Origin of the sequence: Aureibacter tunicatorum (assembly GCF_036492635.1) — a bacterium.
Lineage (GTDB): Bacteria > Bacteroidota > Bacteroidia > Cytophagales > Cyclobacteriaceae > Aureibacter > Aureibacter tunicatorum.
In genome coordinates, this window is sequence record NZ_AP025305.1 from 4514098 (window position 1) to 4540874 (window position 26777).

The 26777-nt window shown below is 39.0% G+C and carries 22 protein-coding genes; 4 read left to right on the top strand and 18 right to left on the bottom strand.

All coding sequences use genetic code 11. The annotated features are described in order from the left end of the window. Nucleotides 1–2 precede the first annotated feature (2 nt). The 6 genes from AABK36_RS19015 to AABK36_RS19040 all read right to left on the bottom strand — a co-directional run bounded on the left by AABK36_RS19015 (nt 3) and on the right by AABK36_RS19040 (nt 9889). Nucleotides 3–1415, bottom strand: a complete 1413-nt coding sequence (locus AABK36_RS19015; RefSeq protein ID WP_309936739.1) for a sugar porter family MFS transporter — start codon at nt 1413–1415, stop codon at nt 3–5. A gap of 60 nt (nt 1416–1475) precedes the next feature. Further along, nucleotides 1476–3251 (bottom strand): class I mannose-6-phosphate isomerase, encoded by a 1776-nt coding sequence (locus AABK36_RS19020; protein ID WP_309936740.1) that lies wholly within the window; start codon nt 3249–3251, stop codon nt 1476–1478. Continuing rightward, entirely contained in the window at nt 3245–4189 is a 945-nt protein-coding gene (locus AABK36_RS19025; protein ID WP_309936741.1) for an ROK family protein, read from the bottom strand. Before AABK36_RS19025 ends, AABK36_RS19020 begins: the two co-directional genes overlap by 7 nt. 42 nt (nt 4190–4231) lie before the next feature. Beyond that, nucleotides 4232–5755 carry a RagB/SusD family nutrient uptake outer membrane protein gene (locus AABK36_RS19030; protein ID WP_338390298.1) on the bottom strand — a complete coding sequence of 508 codons (1524 nt, stop codon included), beginning with the start codon at nt 5753–5755 and terminating at the stop codon, nt 4232–4234. Then, nucleotides 5742–8837, bottom strand: coding sequence for a SusC/RagA family TonB-linked outer membrane protein (locus AABK36_RS19035; RefSeq protein WP_309936743.1), 3096 nt, complete (start codon nt 8835–8837; stop codon nt 5742–5744). Before AABK36_RS19035 ends, AABK36_RS19030 begins: the two co-directional genes overlap by 14 nt. A 239-nt stretch (nt 8838–9076) precedes the next feature. Continuing rightward, on the bottom strand, nt 9077–9889 hold the full coding sequence (locus AABK36_RS19040) for a hypothetical protein (RefSeq protein ID WP_338390299.1): 813 nt from the start codon (nt 9887–9889) through the stop codon (nt 9077–9079). Between the two features lie 276 nt (nt 9890–10165). Between AABK36_RS19040 and AABK36_RS19045 the strand changes: the two genes are divergently transcribed. Beyond that, nucleotides 10166–10900, top strand: a complete 735-nt coding sequence (locus AABK36_RS19045) for a GntR family transcriptional regulator (RefSeq protein WP_309936745.1) — start codon at nt 10166–10168, stop codon at nt 10898–10900. Between the two features lie 118 nt (nt 10901–11018). Here AABK36_RS19045 and AABK36_RS19050 read toward each other — a convergent pair whose 3' ends face one another. Together AABK36_RS19050 and AABK36_RS19055 are read right to left on the bottom strand one after the other, a co-directional pair. Beyond that, nucleotides 11019–11780, bottom strand: coding sequence for a LytR/AlgR family response regulator transcription factor (locus tag AABK36_RS19050; RefSeq protein ID WP_309936746.1), 762 nt, complete (start codon nt 11778–11780; stop codon nt 11019–11021). After that, nucleotides 11777–12844, bottom strand: coding sequence for a sensor histidine kinase (locus AABK36_RS19055; RefSeq protein ID WP_309936747.1), 1068 nt, complete (start codon nt 12842–12844; stop codon nt 11777–11779). The genes AABK36_RS19050 and AABK36_RS19055 overlap by 4 nt, the downstream gene beginning before the upstream one ends. 273 nt (nt 12845–13117) lie before the next feature. Between AABK36_RS19055 and AABK36_RS19060 the strand changes: the two genes are divergently transcribed. The 3 genes from AABK36_RS19060 to AABK36_RS19070 are packed head-to-tail and all read left to right on the top strand — an operon-like array spanning nt 13118 to nt 15255. Beyond that, complete coding sequence (locus AABK36_RS19060; protein WP_309936748.1) at nt 13118–13804, top strand: YceI family protein; 687 nt, start codon at nt 13118–13120, stop codon at nt 13802–13804. Between the two features lie 19 nt (nt 13805–13823). Next, the gene (locus AABK36_RS19065; protein WP_309936749.1) at nt 13824–14264 is read left to right on the top strand and encodes a thioredoxin family protein; all 441 of its coding nucleotides are present in this window, start codon (nt 13824–13826) and stop codon (nt 14262–14264) included. Then, complete coding sequence (locus AABK36_RS19070; RefSeq protein WP_309936750.1) at nt 14257–15255, top strand: FAD:protein FMN transferase; 999 nt, start codon at nt 14257–14259, stop codon at nt 15253–15255. Before AABK36_RS19065 ends, AABK36_RS19070 begins: the two co-directional genes overlap by 8 nt. A gap of 132 nt (nt 15256–15387) precedes the next feature. Here AABK36_RS19070 and AABK36_RS19075 read toward each other — a convergent pair whose 3' ends face one another. The 10 genes from AABK36_RS19075 to AABK36_RS19120 all read right to left on the bottom strand — a co-directional run bounded on the left by AABK36_RS19075 (nt 15388) and on the right by AABK36_RS19120 (nt 26685). After that, entirely contained in the window at nt 15388–16149 is a 762-nt protein-coding gene (locus AABK36_RS19075; protein ID WP_309936751.1) for an MBL fold metallo-hydrolase, read from the bottom strand. 111 nt (nt 16150–16260) lie between these two features. Continuing rightward, a complete protein-coding gene (locus AABK36_RS19080; protein ID WP_309936752.1) occupies nt 16261–17130 on the bottom strand; it encodes a helix-turn-helix domain-containing protein in 870 nt (289 codons plus the stop codon). A 57-nt stretch (nt 17131–17187) separates the two neighbouring features. After that, nucleotides 17188–17646, bottom strand: a complete 459-nt coding sequence (locus tag AABK36_RS19085; RefSeq protein WP_309936753.1) for a thioredoxin family protein — start codon at nt 17644–17646, stop codon at nt 17188–17190. 184 nt (nt 17647–17830) lie between these two features. Further along, nucleotides 17831–19948 carry a protein-disulfide reductase DsbD family protein gene (locus AABK36_RS19090; protein WP_309936754.1) on the bottom strand — a complete coding sequence of 706 codons (2118 nt, stop codon included), beginning with the start codon at nt 19946–19948 and terminating at the stop codon, nt 17831–17833. Nucleotides 19949–20030: 82 nt separating this feature from the next. Further along, nucleotides 20031–20402: a hypothetical protein gene (locus AABK36_RS19095; protein WP_309936755.1), complete on the bottom strand. Its 372-nt coding sequence runs from the start codon at nt 20400–20402 to the stop codon at nt 20031–20033. A gap of 224 nt (nt 20403–20626) precedes the next feature. Further along, nucleotides 20627–20860 (bottom strand): hypothetical protein, encoded by a 234-nt coding sequence (locus AABK36_RS19100; RefSeq protein ID WP_309936756.1) that lies wholly within the window; start codon nt 20858–20860, stop codon nt 20627–20629. A gap of 109 nt (nt 20861–20969) precedes the next feature. Continuing rightward, the gene (locus AABK36_RS19105) at nt 20970–23228 is read right to left on the bottom strand and encodes a S9 family peptidase (RefSeq protein ID WP_309936757.1); all 2259 of its coding nucleotides are present in this window, start codon (nt 23226–23228) and stop codon (nt 20970–20972) included. Between the two features lie 435 nt (nt 23229–23663). Further along, nucleotides 23664–24410 (bottom strand): metallophosphoesterase, encoded by a 747-nt coding sequence (locus AABK36_RS19110; RefSeq protein WP_309936758.1) that lies wholly within the window; start codon nt 24408–24410, stop codon nt 23664–23666. A gap of 63 nt (nt 24411–24473) precedes the next feature. Next, on the bottom strand, nt 24474–24905 hold the full coding sequence (locus AABK36_RS19115; protein ID WP_309936760.1) for an FKBP-type peptidyl-prolyl cis-trans isomerase: 432 nt from the start codon (nt 24903–24905) through the stop codon (nt 24474–24476). Between the two features lie 130 nt (nt 24906–25035). Further along, on the bottom strand, nt 25036–26685 hold the full coding sequence (locus tag AABK36_RS19120) for a hypothetical protein (RefSeq protein ID WP_309936761.1): 1650 nt from the start codon (nt 26683–26685) through the stop codon (nt 25036–25038). Between the last annotated feature and the right edge of the window lie 92 nt (nt 26686–26777).

The window sequence follows — 26777 nt, forward strand, 5'->3', positions numbered from 1 at the left end:
GATTAAGAAACTGCAGTCTTAAGATTCTGCTTTACTTGGCCATCTTGTTTAGTCCATTCTTTTTCAATTTCCTTAAATGACTTCTCTTTCGTCTCAGGAATGAATTTCCATACAAACATCAACGACAATACCGCTGAGCCTAGAAAAATGCCAAAGGTTATCATTTCCCCCGCGCTTTCCAGCAACATTGGGAACAACTGCGACACCACAAATACCGCTGTCCACAAACTCAGCACAGCCAAAGACATCGCTTTGGATTTAATGCTTTGAGGAAAAATCTCCGAGATAAGCACAAAGGTCACAGGTCCCCAGGAAATCGCGAAAAATGCAATGAATGCCAAAATCGAGATAAACACAAGAATGCTTTCTTGCATGCCTGAGTAAAAGCAGAAAGTAACGCAACCTAAAGAAACACTCATCCCTATTGACCCAAGCAACAAAAGAAATCTTCTCCCGGCTTTATCAATAAGCCAAATCGCCAATATAGTAAATGCAAAATTGATCAAGCCAATGCCCACAGTTTGCATCATAGCCATCTCAGATCCGCCTCCAAGCTTCTTGAAAATCTCAGGAGCATAATACAAAATAGCATTGATCCCCGTAGTCTGGGAAAAAACGGCCAATATCAAGCCACAGATAACAATCGTTCTGTATCTGGCATGAAACAATGTCTTCCAACTTGAATCCTCTTGATTATTTTCCGCTGAACTGCTGCTTAACATTTCCTCAAACTCGCTTTTAACAAACTTTTCCCTTTTGATCTTCCTAAGTTCCGTCAAAGCCGTTTTTTTCCTTGATTTCGAGATAAGCCACCTTGGAGATTCAGGCAATACTATCAATGCCAAGCCAAAAGCCAAAGCAGGCAATAATTCAACCAAAAACATCATTCTCCAGCCTGTCTGAAGTTGCCAAGAATCAGTTCCCAATCCAGAAATATAAGAATTGGAAATATAGGTAATCAAAATTCCCACTACCATTCCCATTTGGAACAAAGACACCATCTTCCCTCTCGATTCATTGTCGGAAATATCCGAAATATACATTGGACATAATACCGTAGACATCCCAATCGCAAGTCCACCTAGTATTCTTGCGAAAATCAAAGCTGAAAAGCTTGGTGGATATGCGGTTAATGCAGAAGAAGCAAAGAAGAATACAGCGATAAGCATCATTACCTTTTTTCTTCCATATTGCTCCGCCAAATTGCCCGCTCCCAAAGCTCCCAAAGCGCAACCCAAAAGCATGGATGAAATCACCCAACCTATGCCTGCGGACGACAATTCAAAATACGATTCCAACTGGCTAATCGCTCCTGAAATCACGGCAGAATGAAACCCTGCCAGAAAACCTCCCATGGAGGCTACGAGACAGAACAATAATGTTCTATCTCCTCCTTTATATTGATCAATACTCATCTCAAAAAATAATTTTATCCAAAAAAATAAATTGTACTGGTCAAAAAGCTCTTATAGCCTCTAGCCTCTCACAAATGCCTTGATCGTTGCGATCTTTTTGCCTTCGCTTTCTCCATACGGACTGATAATATACTGTCCCACTTGCGCCGGAACGATAAATGTCTCCGCATAGTGAACAACAAATGGCTCGAAAGCGTCAGTAGGGCTCTCCACTATTGCTTCCTGCCCTTCTACCAAGTTCAAGACATTTACGATTCCATTTGTATCATGGATGACAGGCTTTGAGAACCAATGCCTTCTGGTTTCAATAAATTCGGTCTTATGCAATCCAGTTCTTTCCTCTAACCAGCCATCGCCTTCGGCTACTTTTCGAATGTCGTTATAAAGTTCCTCCTGCACAAAGTCTTCGTCTCTATCCCAATTGATCACTTTCTCGCCTCTTTCCACATTGATCGGCCTTGGCTTGCCATCCAAGCCCAATCTTCCCCAATCCCACAGTTTAAATGTGAAAATGTATGGAGTGGCAGAAATCTCAAGCACCATGCCTCCTGTTCCCGAACAATGAACCGTTCCATTAGGAATCAAGATATGATCATGTTTCTTCACTGGAATCTTATTGACAAATTTATCAGCATCAAAGTCGCAATTTCCAGCTTGAGCTTCATGCAACTGATGAATCATTTCTTTTGGATTGATGCCTTTATTCACGCCGATATAAACGCTCGCTTCTTCATCCGTATCCAACATATAATAACTTTCATCTTGCGTATAGTTCATCCCAAATTCTTGCTGAATATACTCTGTAGTCGGATGAACCTGCAAGCTTAGGTTGCCCCCTTCCATCGTATCCAAGAAATCAAAACGTATAGGGAATTCATCTCCAAATCTAGCATAGACCACATCTCCCAACAACTCTCTTGGTTGCTGAAACACCAAATTCACCGACGGAATTTCAAATGTATCTTCACCTACCTTGAACATCAAGCTATTCTCTTCCGGCACGCAATCAAAACACCAAGCGAAATTATCCACTTCTCGATCCAAATCGCAAACATCTTTCATCCACTGCCCGCCCCAAGGTCCCGGATCGAAGAAAGGCACTACTCTAAACGGTCGTTTCGCTGTTTCGTCCAACCCTTGGCGAATTGCCTGACCGCTAAGCATCTTAGGATTCTCTTCAATATTGGTATCCAAGAAATAATCTACTTTGGAATAAATATCTTTCTTTACTCTATCGCAAACTCTCCAATCAACAAAAAAGCCTCTCTTATACATTTCGGAGAATGCCTCTTCTGAATTCGACATCCCAAGGTTTGTCACTTTATTAGCTCTCATTCTTAATTGGATATTCCAACGAGCCATGTCTACATGAAGCAATACTGTTGGTTTTTCAACCAATGAAGAAGCTCCCGGTCCATACACCAACACATCTCCTCCAGCCGACTCTATCAAATCCACTCCAGATGATCGTTGGTCGGCATCAAAGAAATCCTGAATATCCAAGCGAGTCATATACCCAAAAACCCTGTCGTCAGTAACATCCTTCCAAGTCATGTCCTTGATCGCATCCTCGTCTTTGAATAGGTCCATCGTATTGACAAACACAGCAGGCTCCAATCCTTGCAGGCCTTCGATCAGCTCCTCATGCAACACGCCTTGATAGGTTTCCACAACAATAATATTCTTCGCATTTTTATTGAGAGTTTTTTTTATCTCATCAACAATTACCGGCCAACCTTTGAATATTTCGTCATTGGTATTCAATTCCACATTGGGAAGCTTATCATAATTAGACTTCTTTGCGTACTTCACTCTGCTTTCTTCAATAGTTAACATATCTCCTCGACTTTTTCTTGTTGATTCAAAAAATACTCAGCGCTTAACAACGCCGAAGCATGCACATACTCGGCCGGTGCTATCAATAGTTGCTCAAAGTCAAACCATCCTTTATCGGCCAAGTTTTGTTTTATTTTGGGAATAATAATGTCTGCGCTCTTCATGATTCCTCCGCCAATGACTACTATCTTAGGATCGTAGGCATATACCAAATTCGCCAAAGCGGTGCTCCACACCATGATGCAATGATCGACAACTTTAACGGCTCCTGCATCTCCTCTACGATATTTAAGGAACAATTGGTAAAAATCATGGTCTACATATTCTTCAGCTATGCTTTCAGGCAATACGCTTCTGATGATATTCGGCAAATTCCAAGAAGAAGCCTCAGCCTCAGCGCAACCGACATTTCCGCAATTGCACTGCAAGCCATCATACTTCAAGCTAATGTGTCCTCCTAGAATACCTCCTCTAAAATGGCTGCCTCGCATAAGTTCGCCTCCAACAACTGCTGAAGTGCCAATGCCCGTGCCCAATGTCATCATCACCACATCGTCAAAACCTTGGGCCGCTCCATATTTCCACTCGCCAACCATGGCGCATCGGGCGTCATTATCCATAAAAAGCGGTTTGGACCAATTTCTCCATGCCCAAAGCCTCAAATCCATGGAAACGGCATCATTATACTTGTCGTTGATTGTCAAAAGCCTAGCTTCTTTGACATCCACAATTCCTGGGATAGACACTCCTATGCCACTGAAATCAAGCACGCCATTGCTTGTCAACAAATCATCAATCACTTCTTTCAACTCCGGCAACTTGTCTTCCAGTCCTTTGTCTGAATGCGAATCAAGTTCCCTTTCTTCTATAATTTGTCCTGATCGAATCAAGCCTATCTTTATCTTGGTACCTCCAAGATCCAACCCAATAGTATGCATAGCTAAAAAATTTTCTCGTTTCAGAATTTCTCTAAAAAACCACTAATAACCCGGATTCTGAGTCAAACGGCTATTCAACTCTCTATCTCTTTGCGGCACAGGTAATAGATTATGATAATCCGCTACCAATGCGTCATCCTTTTCAGAATTCACTAGAACTTTCTCGACCAATTTATCATTTCGAACAAGATCAAACCATCTATGCCCTTCCGCAACGAACTCATGTCTTCTCTCTTCAAGCACAGCTTCCTTAAACTCCGGATAGGACAAGCCCGACAGGTCTCTCAAAATATCCCATTCCTGAACGCCGTCAAATCGCGCTCTTCTCCTGATCTGGTTGATATATTCATAAGCCTCGCCCGTTGGTCCACCGTTCAACTCATTGATCGCTTCAGCGGCCATCAACAAGACATCCGCGTATCTTAAGTAAATATAATCTTGATCTGATTGATTTCCTCTTGGCTCAGCATCCCTGTCCCACCATTTGGAAATATGAGGATCAAATGTCTCCATAGATCCATCGCTATACTCATAGCTAGTGATAAATGTCACAGCTCTTCTTCTGTCCCTAAGTTCATAGCTTTCGTACAAGTCCACAGTCGGTCTTTGCCATCCCTGAGCATTTTCAGGACCTTCGCTTCCATTATTCAATCCTGCAGGAAGCAATTGCACATTGAATTGGCTGCCTTTCCAGCCTTGACTCATCGTGTTGCTGAATGGCACAGAGAAAATAATTTCTCTTGTATTCGCATTGGAAATTTTGAATACCTCTTGGAAGTCATTGAAAAGAGTATATCTGCCTGCATGAATGATTTCTCTTAAAAGCTCAAGAGCTTCGCCATACTTTCCTTGCGTCAAAAGCACTTTGGCTAATAAAGTTTTAGCCGCTCCTGAAGTGCATCGCCCTACATCTCCTCCTGTATAACTATCCGGCAAATCACTCATAGCCTGTCTCAGATCAAGCTCAATTTGCTCATACACATCGGCGCTCGAACTTCTCTCGATTTCAATATCATCAACACTTTTAGTATACTCCAACTTCAACGGCAAGTCTCCATACATTCTCACCAAATCGAAATACAACATCCCCCTAAAGAAAGTTACCTCGCCCAAGAGCCTTTTTTTCATTGATTCATCCATCGAAATAGGAGGAATCTTCTCATAAGCGACATTAGCATTATTGATCGTTTTGTAAGCATCTTTCCAAACTTTCTCAATAGCGATATTACTGCTATTGAATGAAAAATCCGAAAGCTGATAATAAGGCGAACCCGGAGGCGAAGCTGTCCTCATCTCATCGGAACACAAGCCTTGTATGATCCAATAATCATTATAATACACACCTCCAAACTCTCCTCCCCACAATGGCGAGTTCCCCACACTGATATAGTCATACAATGCATTTACAGCCGCCACAGCATCTTCTTGTGTTTGATAGTAGTTGTCCTCGGTGATCTCGCTAATCACTTCCTCATCCAAAAATGAACATGAAGAAAGACAAATCATTATACCTAAAAATATTTTGACAATCGCTTTCATAGCTCTCAATAATCTAAAATGAAACATTTACGCCAAGTAAATAAGTTCTCGCCATAGGATAAGATCCATAATCCGCTCCCAAACTAGATACTCCCGAGAACATGCTAACCTCAGGGTCAAAACCTGAGTACTTGGTCCATGTAAGCAAATTTTGCACACTTGCATAAACATGGAATCTATTCACACCCAGCTTCTCCAGCAATGATTCCGGCAAATCATATCCAAACTTCACATTCTTTACTCTCAAATAAGACGCGTCTTCCACTTGAGCCGTCGAAAGCACATTCACTGGCGGCGAGGCATTCGCGCGAGGTTGGTCATTCGTAGGGTTTGTTGGCGTCCATCTATTCAATGCGGATGTGGAAGCATTCGTTGTTCCTGAATAATTTTCGAGATTGAACTTGTTGAAATTAACCATATCATTGCCATAAGATCCTTGAATAAAGACCATTAATGAAAAATTCTTATATCTAAAGTTGTTGGTGAAACCAAAAGTAAAATCAGGAATCGCATTGCCAATCTCCACGATATCGTCTTCATCGATTACTCCATCTCCATTGATATCCTTGTACTTTCTATCACCCGGTTGAAGTCTCGAACCTCTAAAGTTCGGCGTCGAAGCCAAATCATCATTCAACTGAACTATTCCATCATCCACATAACCGTAGAATGTTCCTATGGATTTCCCTTCGGTAATTCTAGACCATCCAGTTATCCCCAACATCGGTTCTGAAGGAATTCCATCCTGGCCAAGTCTTCCTAGGTTTGTCACCATATTTGTATTTCTGGAAATGTTGAAGTCCGCATTCCATTGAAATTTTTTCGAATCAACGATAAAGCTTGATATGGAAAGTTCAATACCTTGATTCTCCATGTCTCCAACATTCATATAAGCCCATTTGAAACCTGTGTAATACGGCAATGGCGTATTCAGCAACAAGTCGGAAGTATACTTCTTATAATAATCAAAAGTTATTTGAATTCTGTCATCCAATAGGCCCATATCCATACCAATATTGGCTTGAGTCGTTCTTTCCCATCTTAAGTCATGATTTGCCAAACTTGATAATCCAGAACCTGTAATCGGCGATTGGTTGTTCAAATAAGCCGTTGTTATTTCCAGTCTTCCTTGAGCGCTATATGCCGGAATCCCTTGGTTACCTGTCACACCGTAACTACCACGCAATTTCAATTCATTGATTTTACTAATATTCTCAAAGAATGGCTCCTCAGAAATCCTCCAAGCTACCGCTCCTGAAGGAAAGAACCCATATTTATTATTCACTCCAAATTTCGAAGATCCATCCACACGAGCAGTACCAGTGAAAATATACCTGTCTTTCAATGCGTAATTGAATCTACCAAAAAACGATTGCATCTGCCAAGCATTCGATTCTGATATAGATAGTCCTTTTAATTTTCCAGCCTGCAAAGCATGATAAGTCAAGCGGTTATCATCAAAATCATTCGTGGAAACGACAGTCGCATCGGATCTAAACGCCTGCATGGAGTGTCCAGCGACGAAGTTTACTCTATGATCTTCATTTATTTGCTTCACATAAGTTGCCACATTTTCCCATACCCAAGTATGTCCATTCACATAACCATGCGTTGCCTGTCCTCTCGTTTGCTCTCCCCTTTTGATGTCGTTTGGAACAAACTGCATGTCTTTATTGAAATAAGCGTCGCCACTCAAACTTGTCTTGAATGACAAACCATCCAATATTTTATAATCCAGATACAAGCTACCTATGAATCTATTGTTCACCGAATTATTTAAATTTCTTCTAGCATCCTCCACAGGGTTGCCTGGAGGGCTACTCGTTAAGTTATCCTGAAAAATGTAATCACCATTGGCATCTCTAACAGGCAAAGCCGGGTTAAAGCTTAGCGCTGAGGTCACAACGCCCGCGCCACCTAAACCACCTTCACCAGTAGCTGTCACAACACCATTTGATTGACCTCTGGAATAAGTCACATTAGTTCCTATCGTCAATCTCTCATTCACATCATGATCCAAAGATGTCCTAAAGTTCCCTCTAGTATACTCGGAGCCTACAATCACACCTTCTTGGCTAAAGAATCCCCCAGAAATGGAATATCTAGTAGATGCATTTCCTCCGGAGGCCGATAATTGATAGTTTTGCATAGGAGCCAATTGGAAAATCTCATCTTGCCAATCCGTTCCCTCTCCAAGAGAAATCGGGCTGGCAAAGATAGGGTTTCTAGGCAAATTCGCATTGTCAGTCGCTTCGTTGCCCAATTCCGCTAACTGTCGAGCATTTAGCATGTCCATCTTTTTCGCGACTTGCTGAACACCATAATAAGAGTCTAATGAAAACACTGTCTTTCCTTGCGAACCTTTTTTGGTCGTGATCAAAATCACACCATTTGCCGCTCTAGCACCATAGATTGCTGTCTGCGACACATCCTTCAACACTTCAATCGATTCAATATCATTAGGGCTTATTGACGCCAATGGATTCAATGTACCTCCTTTTGACGCTCCAGTGCTCATTTCCCCCGGCTCTGTGATGATCGGCACACCATCAATTACATACAACGGTTCATTACTTCCATTAATTGAAGTTGTACCTCTGATTCTAACTGAAGTAGAAGCACCTGGCTGACCTGAAGATTGTGTAATCTGAACCCCCGCAGCCATACCTTGCATCACTTGATCCAGCGAAGCTGCAGCTATGGACTTTATCTCCTCCGTTTTGATAGAAGCTACGGACCCTGTCAAATCGTTCTTCCTCATTGTCCCGTAACCTACCACAACGAGCTCATCCAACATCTTAACATCTTCTTTCAGCTCCACATCGAATTTTCGACGATTACCCACAGGCAAAACCATAGTTTCAAAACCCACATAGCTTATTTCAATGCTAGAACCCTCGGACACTTCCAAAGTAAAATTTCCTTCAAAATCCGATACAGTACCATTCGTCGTTCCCTTTTCCAACACTGTCACTCCAATCAACTCCTCGCCTGATTTGGATTTAGTGCTTCCCTCTATTTGAATTTTCCCCTGAGCAATCGCGCTATTGTTAGCGACCCCCAACGCTATCATCAAACAGCTTATTACTATTTTTAATAAACTATTCATAAAAAGTACGTTTTACCATCAACCTGCATGAGTTGATTTATTTTAAAAAATATTCAGAGCTTCACCTTATCATTCCACTTCTTTTCAATTACGAGCTCTTCTTAACACACCGTAGTTTTCGGCAATAAATTCCTGTCTTTCAAAGTCAAAATTTGTAAGCAAAGTCATCGCTAATTTTATTTTGCGACATTGCGATGACACTGCTTAAGTATTATTATTCTAATTATTCAATCTCAGTATTATTCATCTCCTTCAAGATCATCAGGATTGTAAGCTTGAGAAACAAGTGTTGTCGTTACTAATTCATTTTCAGAATAGTCTTCATCCTCAATCCAAGACAAGTCAACCTCCATCGAAACAACTAACTCATTTCTATTAATAGAGATTAAATCATACTCTTCCTCTGACACATCGCCTAACCAACCCAATCGAGTCAAAGTAAGCTTCATTTCTTCTTCATCCAAAACCCAGTCAGTATAAGAAGCAAACACCCCCATTCCATCATCAGCTCCTAAATAGAAATTAACAGTTCCATCATCATTAAATGACATGCTAGTAGTACCCTTGCCTGGATCCATGATGTTTTCACCTGAGACAATTAGCTCCTGTTGATAAAACCATCTAAAATTACTTCTTGTCAAAAGGTCCTCCATACCAAGCTCTATTTCAAAAATCACTTCCGTTTCTGCTTGCTGGCTGGACTCATCGATAATTGAAAAATTCAACACCAATACACCTTCAGCATCTTCGGGTTGCACTTCATATTCATACACAAAATCCTTTTGTGTCACTGGGCTTTCCGAAACTGTAACTCTCTCTTCAGGCTTGGCATTTCCATCTACTCTCGCCTGCACCACAACTTCAGAAAATCCCGCAGGGGCTTTGATATTAACCTTCACAGGCACAACATCTCCTGTTTTCGCTACTATAGTCGACTCATTAGGCGTCAGATTTGGTCCAGCTACAGAGTCAGATGAATCATCTGAACAAGCGTAAAAAAAAGCGGACAAATAAAGTAGCATTCCAAAAATCGATAACTTTCTCATCATCATAAAAAAAATAATCTTAAAAAATCCGTTCACTATCTTTGTTCATATGTATGAACATATGCAATATAGATTAATTTTCAATACTCGCAATATGTTCAAACAAAAAAATACGTTTTTAAGACAAAAAAACATCTAAATGAACCAATAAAGACTATTTAATTATATAAAAACACACATTAAATCAATTTTTGGCTTTAAAAATTTTCCTGAAAAAGTTATTTGGTTTTTATTAATTATAATTATATTCGAACTATACATTAAGTTTAAACATATGAACATATGATTTCAAATCTCGAAATAGATCATAAATCTCCTATACCTCTACACAAGCAGATCGAATACGAGCTTAGGGAGTTGATAAAAAAAGACCGATATACCGATGGCAAGATGTTTCCAAAAGAAGTGGACCTTAGCAATCAATTCGGAGTATCCAGAAACACTGTGAGACAGGCCATTAACACACTCGTTCTTGAAGGGCTTTTGGAGCGAAAAAAAGGCAGAGGCACAATAGTGCATAAGGAAAGGATCGCCACGCAACTGTCCAAATGGCAAAGTTTCACGCAAGAAATGAGTGAAAAAGGCATTAAAACCAAGACTTATGACAGTCAATTAAAAACCATCTCATTAAATGAGGAAAGGGCTCAAATCTTCAATTCCACCAAAGGCAAAAAAGCCCAAAAACTGATCAGGCTAAGAGGCGACGAGAAAGAACCTTATGTGTACTTTGTCTCTTGGTTTCATCCCAAAATCGAATTTAATGAAGAAGAGAATTTCGATTTGCCGCTGTATGAGATCATGAAAAAAGAATTTTCCATCAACCCAAAAAGGTCCTCCGAAGAGTTAACAGCGATGCTGGCGGACAAGTTTTTGGCCGGCAAACTAGAAATAGAGGAAAACACGCCAATTTTACAAAGAAAAAGAGTCGTGTATGATATTGGCAACAGGCCTATTGAAATAAATTTCGGGTATTACAGAGCCGACAAATTCAGTTATAAGATAGACTTTGAAATTTAAGATTTTATCTAATTTCGACTGCTTCATTAATTTTTAAACTATGAAATCAGCATGGCTTTCATCACTTTTTCATACTATTCGCACCATGCTGATATTAATCGATAAATAATTTCAATAATCAACCTATCAACCATTTTTTAAACAAGCCAAGCTTATCCTTTGACAAGTAGGCGAATTCTTCTCCTTTTGGCTTAAGAGAAACTTGCAACTTTTGGGGAGACAAGTATTGCAACTCTTCTATTGACTCGCGATTAATCAAATATTGTCTGTTTACCCTGAAAAAATCATCAGAAGGCAATGCAAGTTCAAGTTGTCTCAACGACATATCCAATGGATACCTTTTTCCTTCTAGAGTGTAAAGAAATGTCATCTTCGAATCGGACATGAAAAATGCAATTTCCTTGTATTCCACCACAATCAACTTGCTACCAATATTTATTAGAAATCGTTGGCCTTGCGGAGATTCCTGAAAAGACTTCAATAAACCTTTCAGCTCATCCAAACTTTCCCCTGACTGAGAATTCCCCTTCAAATCAAAGAATTTATCAAAGCTTCTTGACAAAGCTTCCCTGCTGATAGGCTTAAGCAAATAATCAATGCTATACTGCTCAAATGCCCTCAAAGCATATTCATGATAGGCTGTAGTGAAAATAATTGGAGTTCGAACTTCCACTTGCTCGAAAATCTTAAACGCGCTTCCATCAGATAAATTTATATCCATGAATATCAAATCAACGGTCTGGCTGTTGAGAAACCTTACTGCTCCCTCTACATTGTCAATAACAGCGGTTACTTTCACGTCTATATTCAGTTCGTCAAGTAACATTCTGAATCTATTCACCGCAAAATCCTCGTCTTCTATAATTACTATCCTGATCATATATTCGATTTAATCAATGGCAGTCGAGCTACGAATTTATCCTCTTCCACTTCAAAACTCGGAGCCGGCTCTCCCAATATGGCATATTTCTCTTTTAAATTTTTCAAACCCACTTTCGTTGAATTCACAAATGGTTCTTCCCTTGGCGTAAAATTATTTTCAACAATCAAATATTCTTCGTCAACGAATACTCGAATCTTCAATGGGTTGTTTTCCGAAACAACATTATGCTTGATCGCATTTTCCAGCAAAACCTCCAATGTCAAAGGTGGAACAAATTTTTGCTTTTCATCTTCGCTAAGTTCCATGGTCACCTCCACTCCTTTCTGAAATCTTATCTTTTGCAAATACATGTATGATTTAGCAAAATCAATTTCTTTCCATAAGGGGACCAAATGCGTATCGTTAAGCTGAAGAATATATCTATATATCTTGCCCATCTCTTCAATAAACTGATCCGCGCTTCTAGGGTCTTTGTAGACTAGAAATGAAAGCACATTCAAGCAATTGAAAAGAAAATGCGGATTTAGCTGGTTCATCAATGAATTGTACTTGGCAATCTCGTTGCTCCTTAATAGCTTGGAATTTATTTCTTCCAGTTGTTTCCTCTTTTCCAAAATCATCCAAAAATACTCAATAGAGATAGCAACAGATGTAAACACCAATAGACTCACCCAAGCCAGCCAAATATCTTCTCTGGATCTAACATCGCAAAAAGTATCTCCTGTGAATACGTCATAAAACAAGGTCAGAAGGCCTACCATGAGCAATGGGAACACAACCAATAAAAACGTAATATAACGAAGCTCGAAATGGCTAACCCTGAATTTATTCCTCAAAAATTTTCTTAATGCCATAATTCCCTTTCCCAATAATGGGAATACAAATGACATGGCTATAGTCGTCAGTATAAACCTAAAGATAACTTGCGACTTATACGCTTCAATATCCCCATCCGCAAAATCCTCCAAAATAGGTATTATGCTTACCACTACAGATATCAACACATACGCTATTCTTTTACTATAATAACTGAATTCTTTATCGGAAATATAGTCAATCATGTTTTTCAATTTTTCTAAAGTTAGCGCTTCAAAGAATTCTGTGCTTTGATTAATACCTATAGTCGCTATAAAACCTGACAAAAAGGATCAATAGCCCGATAAAACCCCTAAATCCACAAACAAAGCCCATTTCCATATGCTAAAATGCTTGGAATAGCACTTTGGTTGATTCAACGAATAAAACTCCTTACCCATCAGAAATGATTTTCAACGCTGATATTTTTTTCTCTGATTTGACCAAAATCATACAATTAAAGTCATAAAAGCAATCACATGAAAAGAAAGATCTTATTTATCGCGGCCATAATATTTCCAATGCTTGTCACTTGGATATACTTCAGACAAAATGTAGAAGAAAGACCTTTGACAGTTCCTGCAAATGCTGAGACTCTGCATGAAGGTTGGGAAGTTGATTTGGAAAAAAGCTCTATCCTTTGGAAAGGACATAAATTATTCGGTTTTCATCAAGGCAGTGTGGACTTCAAAAACGCTCAACTAGAGTATCAAGATGGATTTCTTTCAGGCGGATCGCTTACCGTCGACATGAATACTATTAAAATCACCAAGATGATGGAAGAAACTGACGATGAAGAAGAGGAAGAGGAGGAGGAAGAAGGTGAAGGTCATAGCGATTCGGATGAACTTGCCGAGCATCTAATGTCATCTCATTTTTTTGATTCACCCAATTATCCGGAAGCCCGATTCGAATTTAAAAACATAGACGTTAAAGGCAAGGTGATAAAAGTGAAAGGATCATTGACAATCAAAGACACAACGCTCCCTATTTCATTCAATGCCTTAAGAAATGGGAATAAATTGCTTGCCAGCATATCTGTTGATAGAACAAAATATGGCATTAAGTATTCTTCGGGAACATTTTTTCAAGATTTGGGAGACAACATTATCAAAGACAACTTCGATCTAGACATCACACTAGCACTAAAAGAAGCTCAACAATAATCTTTAAGCCATCCTCATCATGAAAACATCATCTCTTGTGATACTGCTTCTTTTTTTAAGTGTTAGCGCATTCAGCCAAGAATGGCTAACAGATTTTGAAGAAGCTAAAAAATTATCCAAGCAAACGAACAAGCCTATTGTCTTGGTATTTCAAGGATCTGATTGGTCAGCTCCATGCATTAAACTGGAAAGAAGCATTTGGAGCTCCTCTGATTTTAAATCTTATGCAGATAAACACTTTATCATGCTTAAGGCTGACTTTCCAAGAAAAAAGAAGAATCAACTGTCTCTCAATCAACAAAACCACAACAACGAATTGGCTAAATCCTACAACAAAGCAGGGTACTTTCCATTAGTCGTCGTATTGGACAAAGAAGGAAGTGTGCTCAATACCCTAGGCTATTCCAAGCTTTCACCAAAGGAATATATCAAGTCTATTGAATCTTATAAAAATGATTAGCCTTGTTTACACTATAGCCATTATCGCCTTTTTTATCTTGCTGATTTCTATACCGGGCAAAGCTCAGGATCGATTTAAATATAAATGCAAGCTCATGGGCTGCAAATTTGAATTCACTGTCATCGCGGACAATCAAGACGAAGGCTATGAATTTATCATGACTGCCAAAAACGAAATAGAGCGTATCGAAAAAATCACCTCTTTCTGGGATGAAAACTCCGAGACAACTGCTATTAACGAGAATGCGGGAGTTAAACCGGTCAAAGTTTCAATAGAGCTTTTTGACTTAATCTCCAGATCTATTGAGATTTCTCGTATCACGGAAGGCGCTTTTGACCCTACTTATGCGTCCATGGACAAAATTTGGAAATTTGACGGAAGCATGAGCCTAATGCCTAGTGAAAAGGAAATGGCCCTATCAATAGCAAAAGTTGGATATGAAAAAGTGGTGCTCAATCAACATGACTCCACTATTTTTCTTCCAGAAAAGGGTATGAAATTGGGATTGGGAGGCATTGGCAAAGGCTATGCCGCTGACAAAGCCAAAGAATTGCTCATTAGCAAAGGTGTAAAAGCCGGTGTCATAAACGCATCGGGAGACATGACTGTTTGGGGACTTGACAAAGATAATAGCGAATGGAAAGTGGCTATCACAAATCCTCTGGACAAAAAAAATGTATACGCGCTTCTTAATATACATGAAGGAGCTGTGGTGACTTCAAGCAACTATGAAAAGTTTGTCGAACTCAATGGAGAAAAATATACTCATATCATCAACCCTAAAACAGGCTACCCTGCTCAAGGCATAGCCAGTGTTACTGTATTCGCGCCCAAAGCTGAGCTTGCAGACGCCTTAGCCACATCCGTATTCGTAATGGGCATAGAAGCAGGCCTCGACTTAATCAATCAAATGCCCAAAACAGAATGCGTCGCGATCTGTCAAGATGGCACAATACATCAATCAATCAACATTAAAATCGACAATCGATGAAATCAATCCTTTCAATATAAAAGCTTTCTTCTTTGCCCAACAGGAAGTCTATAGGCAAAATCTATCGGACATCAATATTGAACATATTAAGTTACAATCCTCCTTTTTCAGCCTATAGCTTCCTGTTCATTGTTAAAAAATGAACTTCTCGCCATCTTTTGGAATTATGACTTCGACCCCTGCAGCATCCGCCTTTTCTTTCATTGACTTTCTTGTGGTATGGCAATGATCCAAAGACTCCAAATGCACTACCATTAATTTAGCTTTTGGGGCTAATTTCGCCAATGAGATTGTTTCATACTCATCCATCAGAATTCTATTTTCCCCCATAAACAACGCGCCTCCAGCATTCACCACTATAATATCCGGTTTATGCGTTTCTACCGCATTCTGAACATCCTGATCCAACAAACAATCACTCACTAAATATATTGTCGGCAAACCTTCTGCTTTTAACACATAACCTGAAACTCTTCCCAATTCTTCCAATAACCCCTCTGGTCCATGCTTGCCCTCAACTCTTGTAATACTAATTCCTTCTAACATTCTTTCATCCTCAATAGCCAAAGCATTTGAAAAGCCTACTTCTTTCACGCCCTGCAAGTCTACAGGTTGGCAAGCTATCATCATGTTTTTACCTATTTCATCCATGGCTTCCGGATCCCAATGATCAGGATGCACATGCGAAAGCAAGACGAAATCAACACCCTCAAGAACTTCACCTATTGAAAAAGGCAAATCCACAGTAGGATTTAAATTCTGCGAAGGGTCTACAAAAGACATAAAACTTTTCGCTTCAGAAAGCATGGGGTCAAATAAAATAATCTTGCCTGCATATTCTATCTTCAATGTTGCATTGCGTATCAATTGAATACTGGTCTCTCTTGGCTCCATTTGAAATTTATTTGGTTTTAAAATGACTGACGAAATATCGAATTGACGTTCGCGTCAATGAACATTACAAATTTCAGGAAAATGTGTTTGCTTGGAGCTTAAGAAAGTATGTCAAAGACTTCCATTTTCATAAGCGACTCTAAATTCTGAAGGTGTCATGCTCTCATATCGCTTAAAAAACCTCGCCAAATGATTGGGCTCTGAAAAAGACAGCTTATCGCTAATCTCTCCGATTGTCAAGGTGGTATGTATCAACAATTCTTTCACTTCTTCAAGCAATCTTCTTTTTATCAAATCGATAGCCGTCAAGCCAAATTGCTTTTTCACCGCATTATTGAGACTCACTCTGCTAATATTCATCATCTCAGCGTATTCCTCCACCCTTTGACATTTTTGAATATTATCTTCCAGCATTCTCCTAAATTCATACGCAGTATTGTCAATTGATATTGATTCTTTCAAACCATAAAATTCGGCATACTCTCTGTTTATTTTCATCAATAAATAATAGAGCAAAGCTCTAATCACATGCGAGCTATCATTTTTAGGCAGAATCAATTCCTGAGAGATTTCCTTAAGCATTTTCATGCATTCAATGAAAAAATCGTCGTCTAATTTTAAGAATGAGGGTTTGCTCGGTTGATAGTAAAAATTCAGTCTATATGAAAAGAGCTTGTCGGCAAAAAACTCGTTTAGAAAATCTTCTTGAAAGACTAAAATCCTTGCTTTAAAACACTTCGGATCCACTATCCATCGATATGTCTGATTCATGGAAATAAAAATAGCTGATCCAGAAACCACTTCTAATTTAGAGCTTTCCAACTCAATAAAACCTGTTCCTTCTTCAATAAAAGCAATCTGAAAAAAATCCGCCTTTTGAACTTCACTCGTCAACTCCTCAACACTCCAAGTTGTGTTATCGAGAATATTCAACAAAAAATCAACTCCGCAAATCGTCTTGTTAAACTTAATACTCTTCATCTGCAATCAAAAAAAGCCCGCAAAAATTGCGAGCTTTTATATTAAATTTTATATATACTACTTATTGGATTCCAAAGTTTTTTGAAATTTCTTAGCATCCTGATAACCAGGAATCACATTCGGACTTGTAAAGTTCTTTCCGAAAAATATTGTCGTTGGAAAACCTCTCACTCCATATTTTTGAGCAAAGGCCTTAGGCGTCAATGATTCTCCCTTGAATTTGAATGGAGTAGTGCTCTCAGCATTCAACTTCACAGCATAATAATTTTCATTGATATAATCAGCTACAGTGCTATCGTCGAAAGTGTCCTTGTCCATTTTCTTGCACCATCCGCACCAGTCTGTATAAACTTTCACTAATATTGGTCTCGGGTCATCCTTGCTTAATTTTTCCACTTCAGTAATTGAGTGCCACTTCACTTTTCCTTCGTCCTTGGAATCATTGCTCAAAGCCCAAACCAAATTAACAGTCAACAGACAAGCCGCCGCAAAGAATATTATCGCTTTATTTTTCATATTATTCAATTTATAAATCAAAATGGATCAGTAATTTTTACGCCTAATGAAGCTTTTTGTTTAACTGATCCAACATTTTAAACTATTTTATAATTTATCACTAATATTCCAATCCATCACCAAACGATCAGAATACATATGGACAAATGAGATTTAATTGTCCAAGATCATATATCATGCTAAACTATTTTGAAGCATAATTGGCTAAACCTTCTTGCAGAAATGCCTCGAATTTTCTGGAATTTTTATCATATGCAGCTGGCTCTGAAGTAAGTGAATTCTCATTGCCATCAACAATAACGTAATACGGCTGCGCGTTCACCCCATATTTTCTGATTTGAAAATCCGCGTTTTGAGCTCCTATCGTTTTCTTCATTTTACCATCTTTTGGAGATTCATACCACTCTGACTCAGGCAAAGTAGTCTTGTCATCAACGTACAAAGCCACTACAATAAAGTCCTCTTTCAAGCTTTTCAAGATCTGGGGCTCGCTCCATACATTATCTTCCATATAGCGACAATTCACGCAACCATGACCGCTAAAATCTATCAATAATGGCTTGTTTTCTCTTTTAGAAGCTTCCAAAGCTTGCTGATAATCAAAATATCCTTGAATTCCATGCGGCATATGAAGGAAATCAGCATATTTAACTTTTTCATTCGAGCTTCTTCCCACATTCGCTTGAGCCGTTTGCATCTGCGTCAGATCAAAATCATGCGTAGCTCTTGGCGGCAAATACCCCGCCAATGCTTTCAATGGAGCGCCAAACATCCCTGGAATCAAATAAATCACAAATGAAAATGTAACTACCGCAAGCAATACTCTTGGCACACTTATTTTTTCAATCACACTATCGTGAGGCAGTCTGATTTTACCCAAGAAATATAATCCCAACAAAGAAAAAATCGCGATCCATAGAGCAAGATACACCTCTCTGTCCAATATTCCCCAATGGTACACTTGATCAGCTACTGATAAAAACTTAAGCCCAAGCGCCAATTCAAGAAAACCTAAAGTCACCTTAACGCTATTCAACCAGCCACCCGACTTCGGCAAATTATTCAGCCATTTTGGAAAAATGGCAAACAAAGTAAACGGTATGGCAAAAGCCGATGCAAAAGCCGTCATTCCTAATATAGGCTTGAGCACTTGTCCACCTGCTGACTCAACCAAGATCGTTCCCACAATAGGTCCTGTACAAGAAAATGATACCAACACCAAAGTAAAAGCCATGAAAAACACTCCAGCGTATCCGCCTTTGTCAGCTTTTTTATCCGCATTGTTCACCCAGCTTGAAGGCAATGTAATCTCGAACATTCCCAAAAATGACATGGCGAAGAACGTGAATATCACGAAAAACAAGATATTGGGAAGCCAGTGAGTAGACATCCAATTCGCAAACCCTGGTCCATTTACAGCCGCTACAATTGTCCCAAAAATGACATAAATCGCAATTACTGAAAGACCGTAAATCAAAGCCTTCTTTATACCCTCACCTTTATGCTTTGAGCTATTCGTAAAAAAGCTCACAGTCATAGGTATCATCGGGAATACGCAAGGTGTCAATAAAGCGGCTGTGCCTCCCAAAAAGGCCAAGCCCATGAATGTCAGCATAGCCATCCAAGAGAATGGTTCTCCGCTTTGAGCTTCTTTCTTTTCAGGGGTTTGAATATTAACCTTGTCATTAACATCTTGCTCAAGCTTATCGGAAGCTATCGCTTGACCCGAAACTGCTTTTCCAAGACTCAAGTCAAATTCATAAGTATCGGGAATGCATTGCCCTGTCTCATCAGAGCATACTTGAAAATCAACTACGCCAACTGCTTTCGCCGAAGTCTTTTTCATCAATAGCTTTTGCTCGAAAACAGCTTCTTTCTTGAAGTATGTGATATCTCCTTCCCAAAGATCATCATATTTCTTCAAAGGATTAACAGCCAATGGTTTTCCCAAGGCTTGAAAGCTGTCGCTAGCTTCAAAGTTGATCTCCGTCAAATTGGGGCCCAAATCAGGGTCAAAATCATTGGAATACATATACCATCCCTTGTCGATTTTGGCTTTGAACTTCAACAAGACAGTATCGCCTTGTTGTGGATTTTCATTAACGATCTCCACATTCCATTTGGCTGGATGGATGATTTGAGCTTCAGAAACCGTTGAAAACACACTGCATATCGCAAATAATGCCAATAGCATCAATCTTTTCATCTTGAAATAATCTTTTCGCATAGCGAATCGCAATGTCATAGCAACAGAAACATCGCAAAACTCTAGCTTGTAATACAAATTTTTAGAAAAATTCATGCACGGAATATCTCCAATACTATTGAAGCTATGTAGACTAAATCATAAAATGATTTTCATGCATGGACGATATGGGTGAGTTTTAAGCACGGGGAGGAGGTGAGTTTATCTCAAGATATTCTCCCACTAAATTGTCAAGATATCCATCGCTTGATTTTGATTGGCGATTTGGTTCCTCTTGAATTGCCAAGTCCACATTCGCGAAGCTATGCGTATCCGAGGTTTTGCAAAACTTCAACAAAAGCTGTCCAAAGTCTATAACCTCTTTTTTCACTTGATTGATTCCCGAATTTACTTTCTCGGATGTTTCCTTCTGACATTTTTTCGTAGTGCATACCTTGACTACTTGCACTTCTTCGAAATTATCCAAAGCAGGCAAAGCCGTCATGAAAATTCCCGCAAAATAGGAAATCAGCATGCAAAAAATGGCGATATGTCTCAAAAGGCTTTTCATCAAATCGGTATTGAATATATAACCGTATTAACTCGAAAATAGTATGAAGTTGTTGTCCTTTTGTCGAGAAAAGAACAAACAACTTACTCTAATATCGATTTTTTTTGAGAAAAACTCAAAATGATTGCGACAAACCAAGCTTTTTTATAGACAAAAAGTCTTTGAATCTGAAAACTCAATAGCACATTAGCTAATCGAAACAGAAAAAATTCTCCCGGACTTGATCAAATCAACTCGTCATAGTCCTCGTAAAATTTCTCTTCTTCAAAAAAACAATCATACCAATACTCGTAATCGTCGTAGGAAATCATTTCCACTTCAGTCTTGGTATTCAAGCTTCCTTCTATAAAGCTTGGCTCTGAAAGCCATTCGCTTACTTGAATGGCTTGATGATAAGGCAATTTTGATATGCTGATCAAATCCTGACCATCGATATTGGTGTGCGGCTTTGACTTCATATATAGTAATTATGACAAAAAATATAAACACTTAACTATGAAGCAAATATGCACTTTTGATTTTAAATATCAATATTTTTTATAAAAAAATTACCTTAAATAATTGTTATCAATTTTCTACCTGCAAAGGCCCCGGCTTTAAATTCTCTTTCAAGTAGCTCTTCAAGACCTCTCTCACATGCCTGCTGGTATTTTCTCCTTCCCATATGCCATGCGTGCGATTAGGATAAGACATAAGTGAAAACAATTTATTATGCTTCACAAGTTCGTCGATCAAAACTTCCGTATGCTGATAATGAACATTGTCGTCTCCTGTTCCATGCACAACCAAAAGCTTACCTTTTAAACCTGAAGCATGATTTACAGCAGATCCTTCAAAAAATTTCTCTGGACTTTCATTTATCAATCCCATATATCTTTCCTGATAAATATTATCATACAACCTATGATCTGTTACAGGAGCTACCGCCATGCCGACTTTATACACCTCAGGATATTTGAACATGCAATTCAATGTGGAAGCTCCACCTCCGCTCCACCCCCAGATCGCCATACGATTAGCGTCAATAAAATCCCATTTGGCTATTTCCTTAGCAGCCGCGGCTTGATCAGCAACATTTATAACGCCTAGTTTCTGATAAATTGACTTTCGCCATTCTCTTCCTTTTGGCGCAGGCGTGCCTCTATTGTCAATACTAATCACTATATAGCCTTCTCTTGCCAAAGCGTTATGAAATAGAAATTTTTCTCCCGTCCATTTATCCAATACTGTCTGGAATGCCGGCTCTCCATAAACAAAGAACAACACAGGGTACTTTTTCGATTCATCAAAGTCCACAGGCTTGATCATCCATCCGTCAAAGTCCACGCCTTCTGCTCTGACTTGAAAAAATTCAGGCTCAGTGATATCCATTTTATCAATTTTATCTCTCAATGCGGCATTGTCCACCAAAGTTCTTTCGATATGATGATCCTTCATCCTTACCACAGAAGTAACCTCTGGTTCGGTAAAAGAGGAATGCTTGTGAATAGCCCATTTGGCATTTGGTGCGATCTGATATTTGTTCGTTCCGTCCAACTCTACAGGAGTGATTCGTCGAGGCTTTCCTTTTCCATCCAATCGCGACTTAAACAAGTATCTTTGTGTAGCATTCTGAGGAGAAGCGACATAGTAAATCCAACCGCCTTTTTCATCAACTAATGATATGCTTATCACATCAAATTCATAAGGAGTGATTACTTGTTGATCTCCGCCATTCGTTTTTCCAACATACACATGCTTCCAACCATCCTTCTCGCTGCTCCAAAGGTATTTTTTCCCATGATCCAACCACATAAAGTCGTCATATACAGCAACCCAAGCTTCATCAACTTCCGTATAAACGTTCTTTACAGAGCTAGCATCAGCGTCGGCCAATAACAACTTATTTTGGTTCTGCTTTCTATTCAGCTGTTGTATCATCAAAGACTCGCTATTCGGAGTCCAATACATTCTGGCAAGGTAGTGCTCTCTGGAATCCCCTTCAATAGGAAGCCATTTCGTTTTGCTGGTATTGATATCGACAATACCTATTCGAGCTGAAGAATTTTGCTCACCCACTTTAGGATAAGGCAAGTCAATTACCTTAGAATAATTGCTAGAAGTATTGTCTATCAAGCTAAAGCTTCTGATCTCTTCGGAGTCAAGTTGCCAGTAAGCAATCTTGCTACCGTCAGGACTCCATCTAAATCCATCTCTGCAATCCAACTCTTCCTCATATACCCAATCAAACGTGCCGTTGATAATATGCTTCGAACCATCCTGAGTCAAAGAGCTAATTTCCATAGTCTCCAAGTCTTGCATATAAATGTTATTCAACCTCACATAAGCAACCTTCTTGGCATCGGGAGAAAGCTTGGCAAACATCATGGTTGAAGGCTCCGCGTCATCGCCTCCTAAGAATGTCAATTGCTTGGATTTCACATCGTAAACCCAATAATCCCCCTTCGTATGATACCTCCAGACTCTCTTGGTATTGGTGAAGATCAAAAGCTTCTCACCGGACTCAGACCATGAGTAATCTTTTATTTTCAAAGGAATCGACTCTCCATTAGGAATCAAATCCACTGCAGACACCAATACGGTTCTTTTTCCTGACTCCGCATTATATTGGACTATATCTCTTCCTTTGGAAGCATATTCTGACGACTCCAATGTCGTATAATGCTTGCCGTCAAGCCATTTGGCTGGTCCGAAATAATTGCTGCTAAAATACCCTTGATTGTAAATCTTATCAAAATCAAGATGCTCCAACTGCGCGCTGGAATAAGACATGAACCAAAGTGATAAGAAAGCTGTCAATAAGGCTCGATGGACAAAATGTTTCATTTCAAAAAATTTATTCATTAGTAATGTATTCCAAGATAAAAAAATACTAGACTTCTTGCCATCAAGTTTTCCACAAAATCAATTGAAAGAAGAAGAAAAATTCAACCGAATCAGTGAAATCGTGGATAATCAACAAGCAAAATGTGGGAAACTCTTCGATAAAAGCTAAAATTTCAACTTTTCGAAAAATAAGATTCCGAGTTATCATCATTCTGTGGAAAAGCTCGTGGATAGGTCGTTAATTTGGGGATAAGTTGTCCGAGCATTTTCAAAAAAATTAAATGACAAGCATAGTTATCAACATAGAACAACAATGACATTTCTCTAAAAAAATACAACCTGAAAACATAATTGATTTAATCAGTCTCAAGAAATTCTATTAACGACTTTCAGTCTATTTTTTCGATAAATCTTATTATTGCGGGAACTATGGAATTATATTTCTAGGATTAGTTCTTTTTCAAAACCATTATAAGCTTCATCTATGTACCCATGTGGATTGCAAATGATTTCCGTATTTCCAATCTTATAATTCATTGGTTGATGAATATGTCCGTGTATCCAAAATCTAGGTTCAAATTCATGTATAAAATCTTCTAGGTTTGAAGCATAAGCTGAAGATACCGAATCATTCTTATACTCTTCCGGTATTGACTTGATGCTGGGAGCATGATGGGTGACAACAATATTTGTCTTGTCGATATTACATTCAAGGCTTTCTCTTAGCCAAATCATCGACTTGCTATGAATTCTAAAAGTGTCAATGGAACGAAGTCTCGAATATGAAGGATCTACTCTGATTTTTTTATAATCATTCATGCTCTCTTGGCAAAGCATGCCATACAACCTTGGGTTTCCAAAAATTGAAAAATCAGTCCATAGCGTAGCTCCATGAAACACTATTCCGTCAAATTCAACAGAATCGTTTTCAAGAACGAAAACATTGGAGTTTTCAGCCAAGGCCTTGATTTTATTTAAAGTTTTGGGATATGAGCCTTTGTAGTATTCATGATTTCCAAGAATATAAATAACGGGTTTATTCTGTATATTTTTTAAAATCCAATCTATCCCCTTGATGCCGATATTGACATCTCCCGCTAAAACAATTATATCCGCATTCGAAAAATTTAAATCAGCATATCCGAACTCTTGGTGTAAATCGCTTATGATTTGTATATTCATTCATTTGTTGTTCGTGACAAAACACAAACCGAAGTCGCTTAAAAATAAGCGACTTCAATAATACTATTCATTGATAGAAACCATTTCAATATCGAAAACAAGCTCTTTTCCAGCTAATTCATGATTAGCATCAACTTTGATATTCTCATCAGTGATTTCAACAACTGTCACCTGCATAGGTTGTCCATTTGGAGACTGAGCGAAAAGCTTCATTCCTAGCTCAGGCTTGATTTCCTCTGGAAGAGAAGATTTTGGGAACTCCAAAATTGCATCAGGATTTCTCTCGCCATAAGCTTCTGCGGCAGGAATATTAACAGTTTTCTTATCACCTATAGCCATGCCGATTACAGCAGCGTCAAAACCTTTGATCATTTGACCAGCGCCAGCTTGGAATCCTAAAGGCTCTCTTCCTTCTGAAGAATCGAATACTGTACCGTCAGTTAGTCTTCCTGTGTAATGCACTTTTACTGCATCACCATTTTTTACTTGTGACATTTTGTTATTTGTCTTAATGATATATAGTGAATGCAAATTTTACATTCAATCCACACAAATGTAATATTTTTAAGTACTCATTCACAATCTCTCAAGTTTTTTTGAAAAGCAGATTGAAAATGAGGTAAAACTACCTTTTTCTTCTGCCTGAAGCCCCTCCAGCAACCAACTTGCTAAATTCCTCCTGCATCATTTTCATCAATTCCTGAATGTCGGTCTCATATACGCCTATTGCCTTGTAGTAAAATTCATTCTTTGCAAGATCTGCTTCACTCTCCGCTCCAACAATCTGAGCCACCTCTGCTTTCTTCTTTGCTGATTTTCCTTCCAAAGACTTTACGGTCAACCTAGCGATCGCGTCTTCCGGCAATGACTTGAAGTGCCTAAATGTCTGCATAGTCTCCTCCAATAAGTTTGTAAGCTCGGCGAAAGACCTATCCAATTCAAACTCCTTGATCGATACGTAACGATCCAATAATTGGGGCCTATCCAACTGGCTCATAAACAAAGAGGCTGTTTCCATTTTATCTTTGCTCGACCGGATCAAACTTAGCTTGCCCAACTGATTCACAGCAAGAAGCTGAAAAAAATAAGCATTGTCTTCTCCATATATTTTTTGGCAGAAGTCCATAAAATGCCAGACATTTTGATGCAATTCGTTCACCCGTATATCCTGCAAGAGCACTCCATATATCATCGTGGCAAATTTCAATGCCGAAGAAAAAACAGGCTTCATCTTTTTGGGCACATCCGGCAAAGCCTGCAAAGTAGGCGGCAACAAATCTCTCAATTGATAATCCGTGACTTTAGGAATGGAAAAAGACCTTAGCTTTTCAAACATCATCTCGACAAATGTCAAATCATTGACTTTCCTTCCTCGCTTCCTCGTAAGCAAAAAATGATGCTGCAAAGCTGTTTCATGAGAAGCTGTCACATCGCTTGATCTTTTCATCAGCATTTTCAACTTATCTCCTGTCACAAATTGAATCATGCTGACTTCATATTCATAAAACTTTACCAATAAGTCTGGAGGCAGATCCTCAATAATCTTCACCCCAAACATGCTTGGAAGATCCGAAAATTTGACATTCTCTTCAAGCACCTCTTCATCTAAGAAGTGAGCAACATCTACCGTCTCCACGGGTTTTGATTTTTTTTTCTTTTTCTTCGGCTTCTTTCCAGCACCTCCAACTGCTATTGCTGTTTTTTCATCTATTTCTATAGAAGCTACGCTAGCTTCAGGCTCCAGCGACAAACCCTCTACTTCTGCGCTTATATCTTGTGAAGGTTGCTCAATTGATATCGGAAGCTTGGACTTATGAAGCCATTTATTCATTAATGAAATCTGTGGAATCATCTCCGCATCGATTTCAACTGGAATAAAAACTCCTTTTTGTGTTCCTTCTTTGAAAAATACGCGCTTGCCCGTTTTAGAAGTGGAGTAATGCATACTATCAATGTGCAACACCACTATTCCCTTGCGAGGGAAATACTCATGATGATTTATATCCAAAGTCAGGTGAGGATAAGAACTATTCGGCGGGATGACAATCGACTTTCTTACGGGCGTTCTCGCAAATCTAGGCTTAAGATCAGGATTGACAAGATTCCCATACCATTCTTCCTGCGTCACTTCCATCCTTATTCTTTGGATCGCTTGATCTCCACTGAAAATCTCAGACGGAGGCATTCTGCTCAAGCCATTGGTATTCGTATCAAACTTTTGAGAATGCTTTGAAGACAACTTTTGAATCAAGTCATGGGAAATTTCCAATCTCACAGGTTTAAACTTTATTATACCAAAAAATAAAGGCTATTACTGATTGTCAACAAAAAAAATTATGTATAGTTCACTAAAAATATTGTTGCAAA

Coding starts and splice junctions, on each gene's coding strand:
- AABK36_RS19015 (WP_309936739.1), bottom strand. CDS start 1,415: ATGAGTATTGATCAATATAAAGGAGGAGATAGAACATTATTGTTCTGT.
- AABK36_RS19020 (WP_309936740.1), bottom strand. CDS start 3,251: ATGTTAACTATTGAAGAAAGCAGAGTGAAGTACGCAAAGAAGTCTAAT.
- AABK36_RS19025 (WP_309936741.1), bottom strand. CDS start 4,189: ATGCATACTATTGGGTTGGATCTTGGAGGTACCAAGATAAAGATAGGC.
- AABK36_RS19030 (WP_338390298.1), bottom strand. CDS start 5,755: ATGTTTCATTTTAGATTATTGAGAGCTATGAAAGCGATTGTCAAAATA.
- AABK36_RS19035 (WP_309936743.1), bottom strand. CDS start 8,837: ATGAATAGTTTATTAAAAATAGTAATAAGCTGTTTGATGATAGCGTTG.
- AABK36_RS19040 (WP_338390299.1), bottom strand. CDS start 9,889: ATGATGATGAGAAAGTTATCGATTTTTGGAATGCTACTTTATTTGTCC.
- AABK36_RS19045 (WP_309936745.1), top strand. CDS start 10,166: ATGATTTCAAATCTCGAAATAGATCATAAATCTCCTATACCTCTACAC.
- AABK36_RS19050 (WP_309936746.1), bottom strand. CDS start 11,780: ATGATCAGGATAGTAATTATAGAAGACGAGGATTTTGCGGTGAATAGA.
- AABK36_RS19055 (WP_309936747.1), bottom strand. CDS start 12,844: ATGATTGACTATATTTCCGATAAAGAATTCAGTTATTATAGTAAAAGA.
- AABK36_RS19060 (WP_309936748.1), top strand. CDS start 13,118: ATGAAAAGAAAGATCTTATTTATCGCGGCCATAATATTTCCAATGCTT.
- AABK36_RS19065 (WP_309936749.1), top strand. CDS start 13,824: ATGAAAACATCATCTCTTGTGATACTGCTTCTTTTTTTAAGTGTTAGC.
- AABK36_RS19070 (WP_309936750.1), top strand. CDS start 14,257: ATGATTAGCCTTGTTTACACTATAGCCATTATCGCCTTTTTTATCTTG.
- AABK36_RS19075 (WP_309936751.1), bottom strand. CDS start 16,149: ATGGAGCCAAGAGAGACCAGTATTCAATTGATACGCAATGCAACATTG.
- AABK36_RS19080 (WP_309936752.1), bottom strand. CDS start 17,130: ATGAAGAGTATTAAGTTTAACAAGACGATTTGCGGAGTTGATTTTTTG.
- AABK36_RS19085 (WP_309936753.1), bottom strand. CDS start 17,646: ATGAAAAATAAAGCGATAATATTCTTTGCGGCGGCTTGTCTGTTGACT.
- AABK36_RS19090 (WP_309936754.1), bottom strand. CDS start 19,948: ATGAATTTTTCTAAAAATTTGTATTACAAGCTAGAGTTTTGCGATGTT.
- AABK36_RS19095 (WP_309936755.1), bottom strand. CDS start 20,402: ATGAAAAGCCTTTTGAGACATATCGCCATTTTTTGCATGCTGATTTCC.
- AABK36_RS19100 (WP_309936756.1), bottom strand. CDS start 20,860: ATGAAGTCAAAGCCGCACACCAATATCGATGGTCAGGATTTGATCAGC.
- AABK36_RS19105 (WP_309936757.1), bottom strand. CDS start 23,228: ATGAAACATTTTGTCCATCGAGCCTTATTGACAGCTTTCTTATCACTT.
- AABK36_RS19110 (WP_309936758.1), bottom strand. CDS start 24,410: ATGAATATACAAATCATAAGCGATTTACACCAAGAGTTCGGATATGCT.
- AABK36_RS19115 (WP_309936760.1), bottom strand. CDS start 24,905: ATGTCACAAGTAAAAAATGGTGATGCAGTAAAAGTGCATTACACAGGA.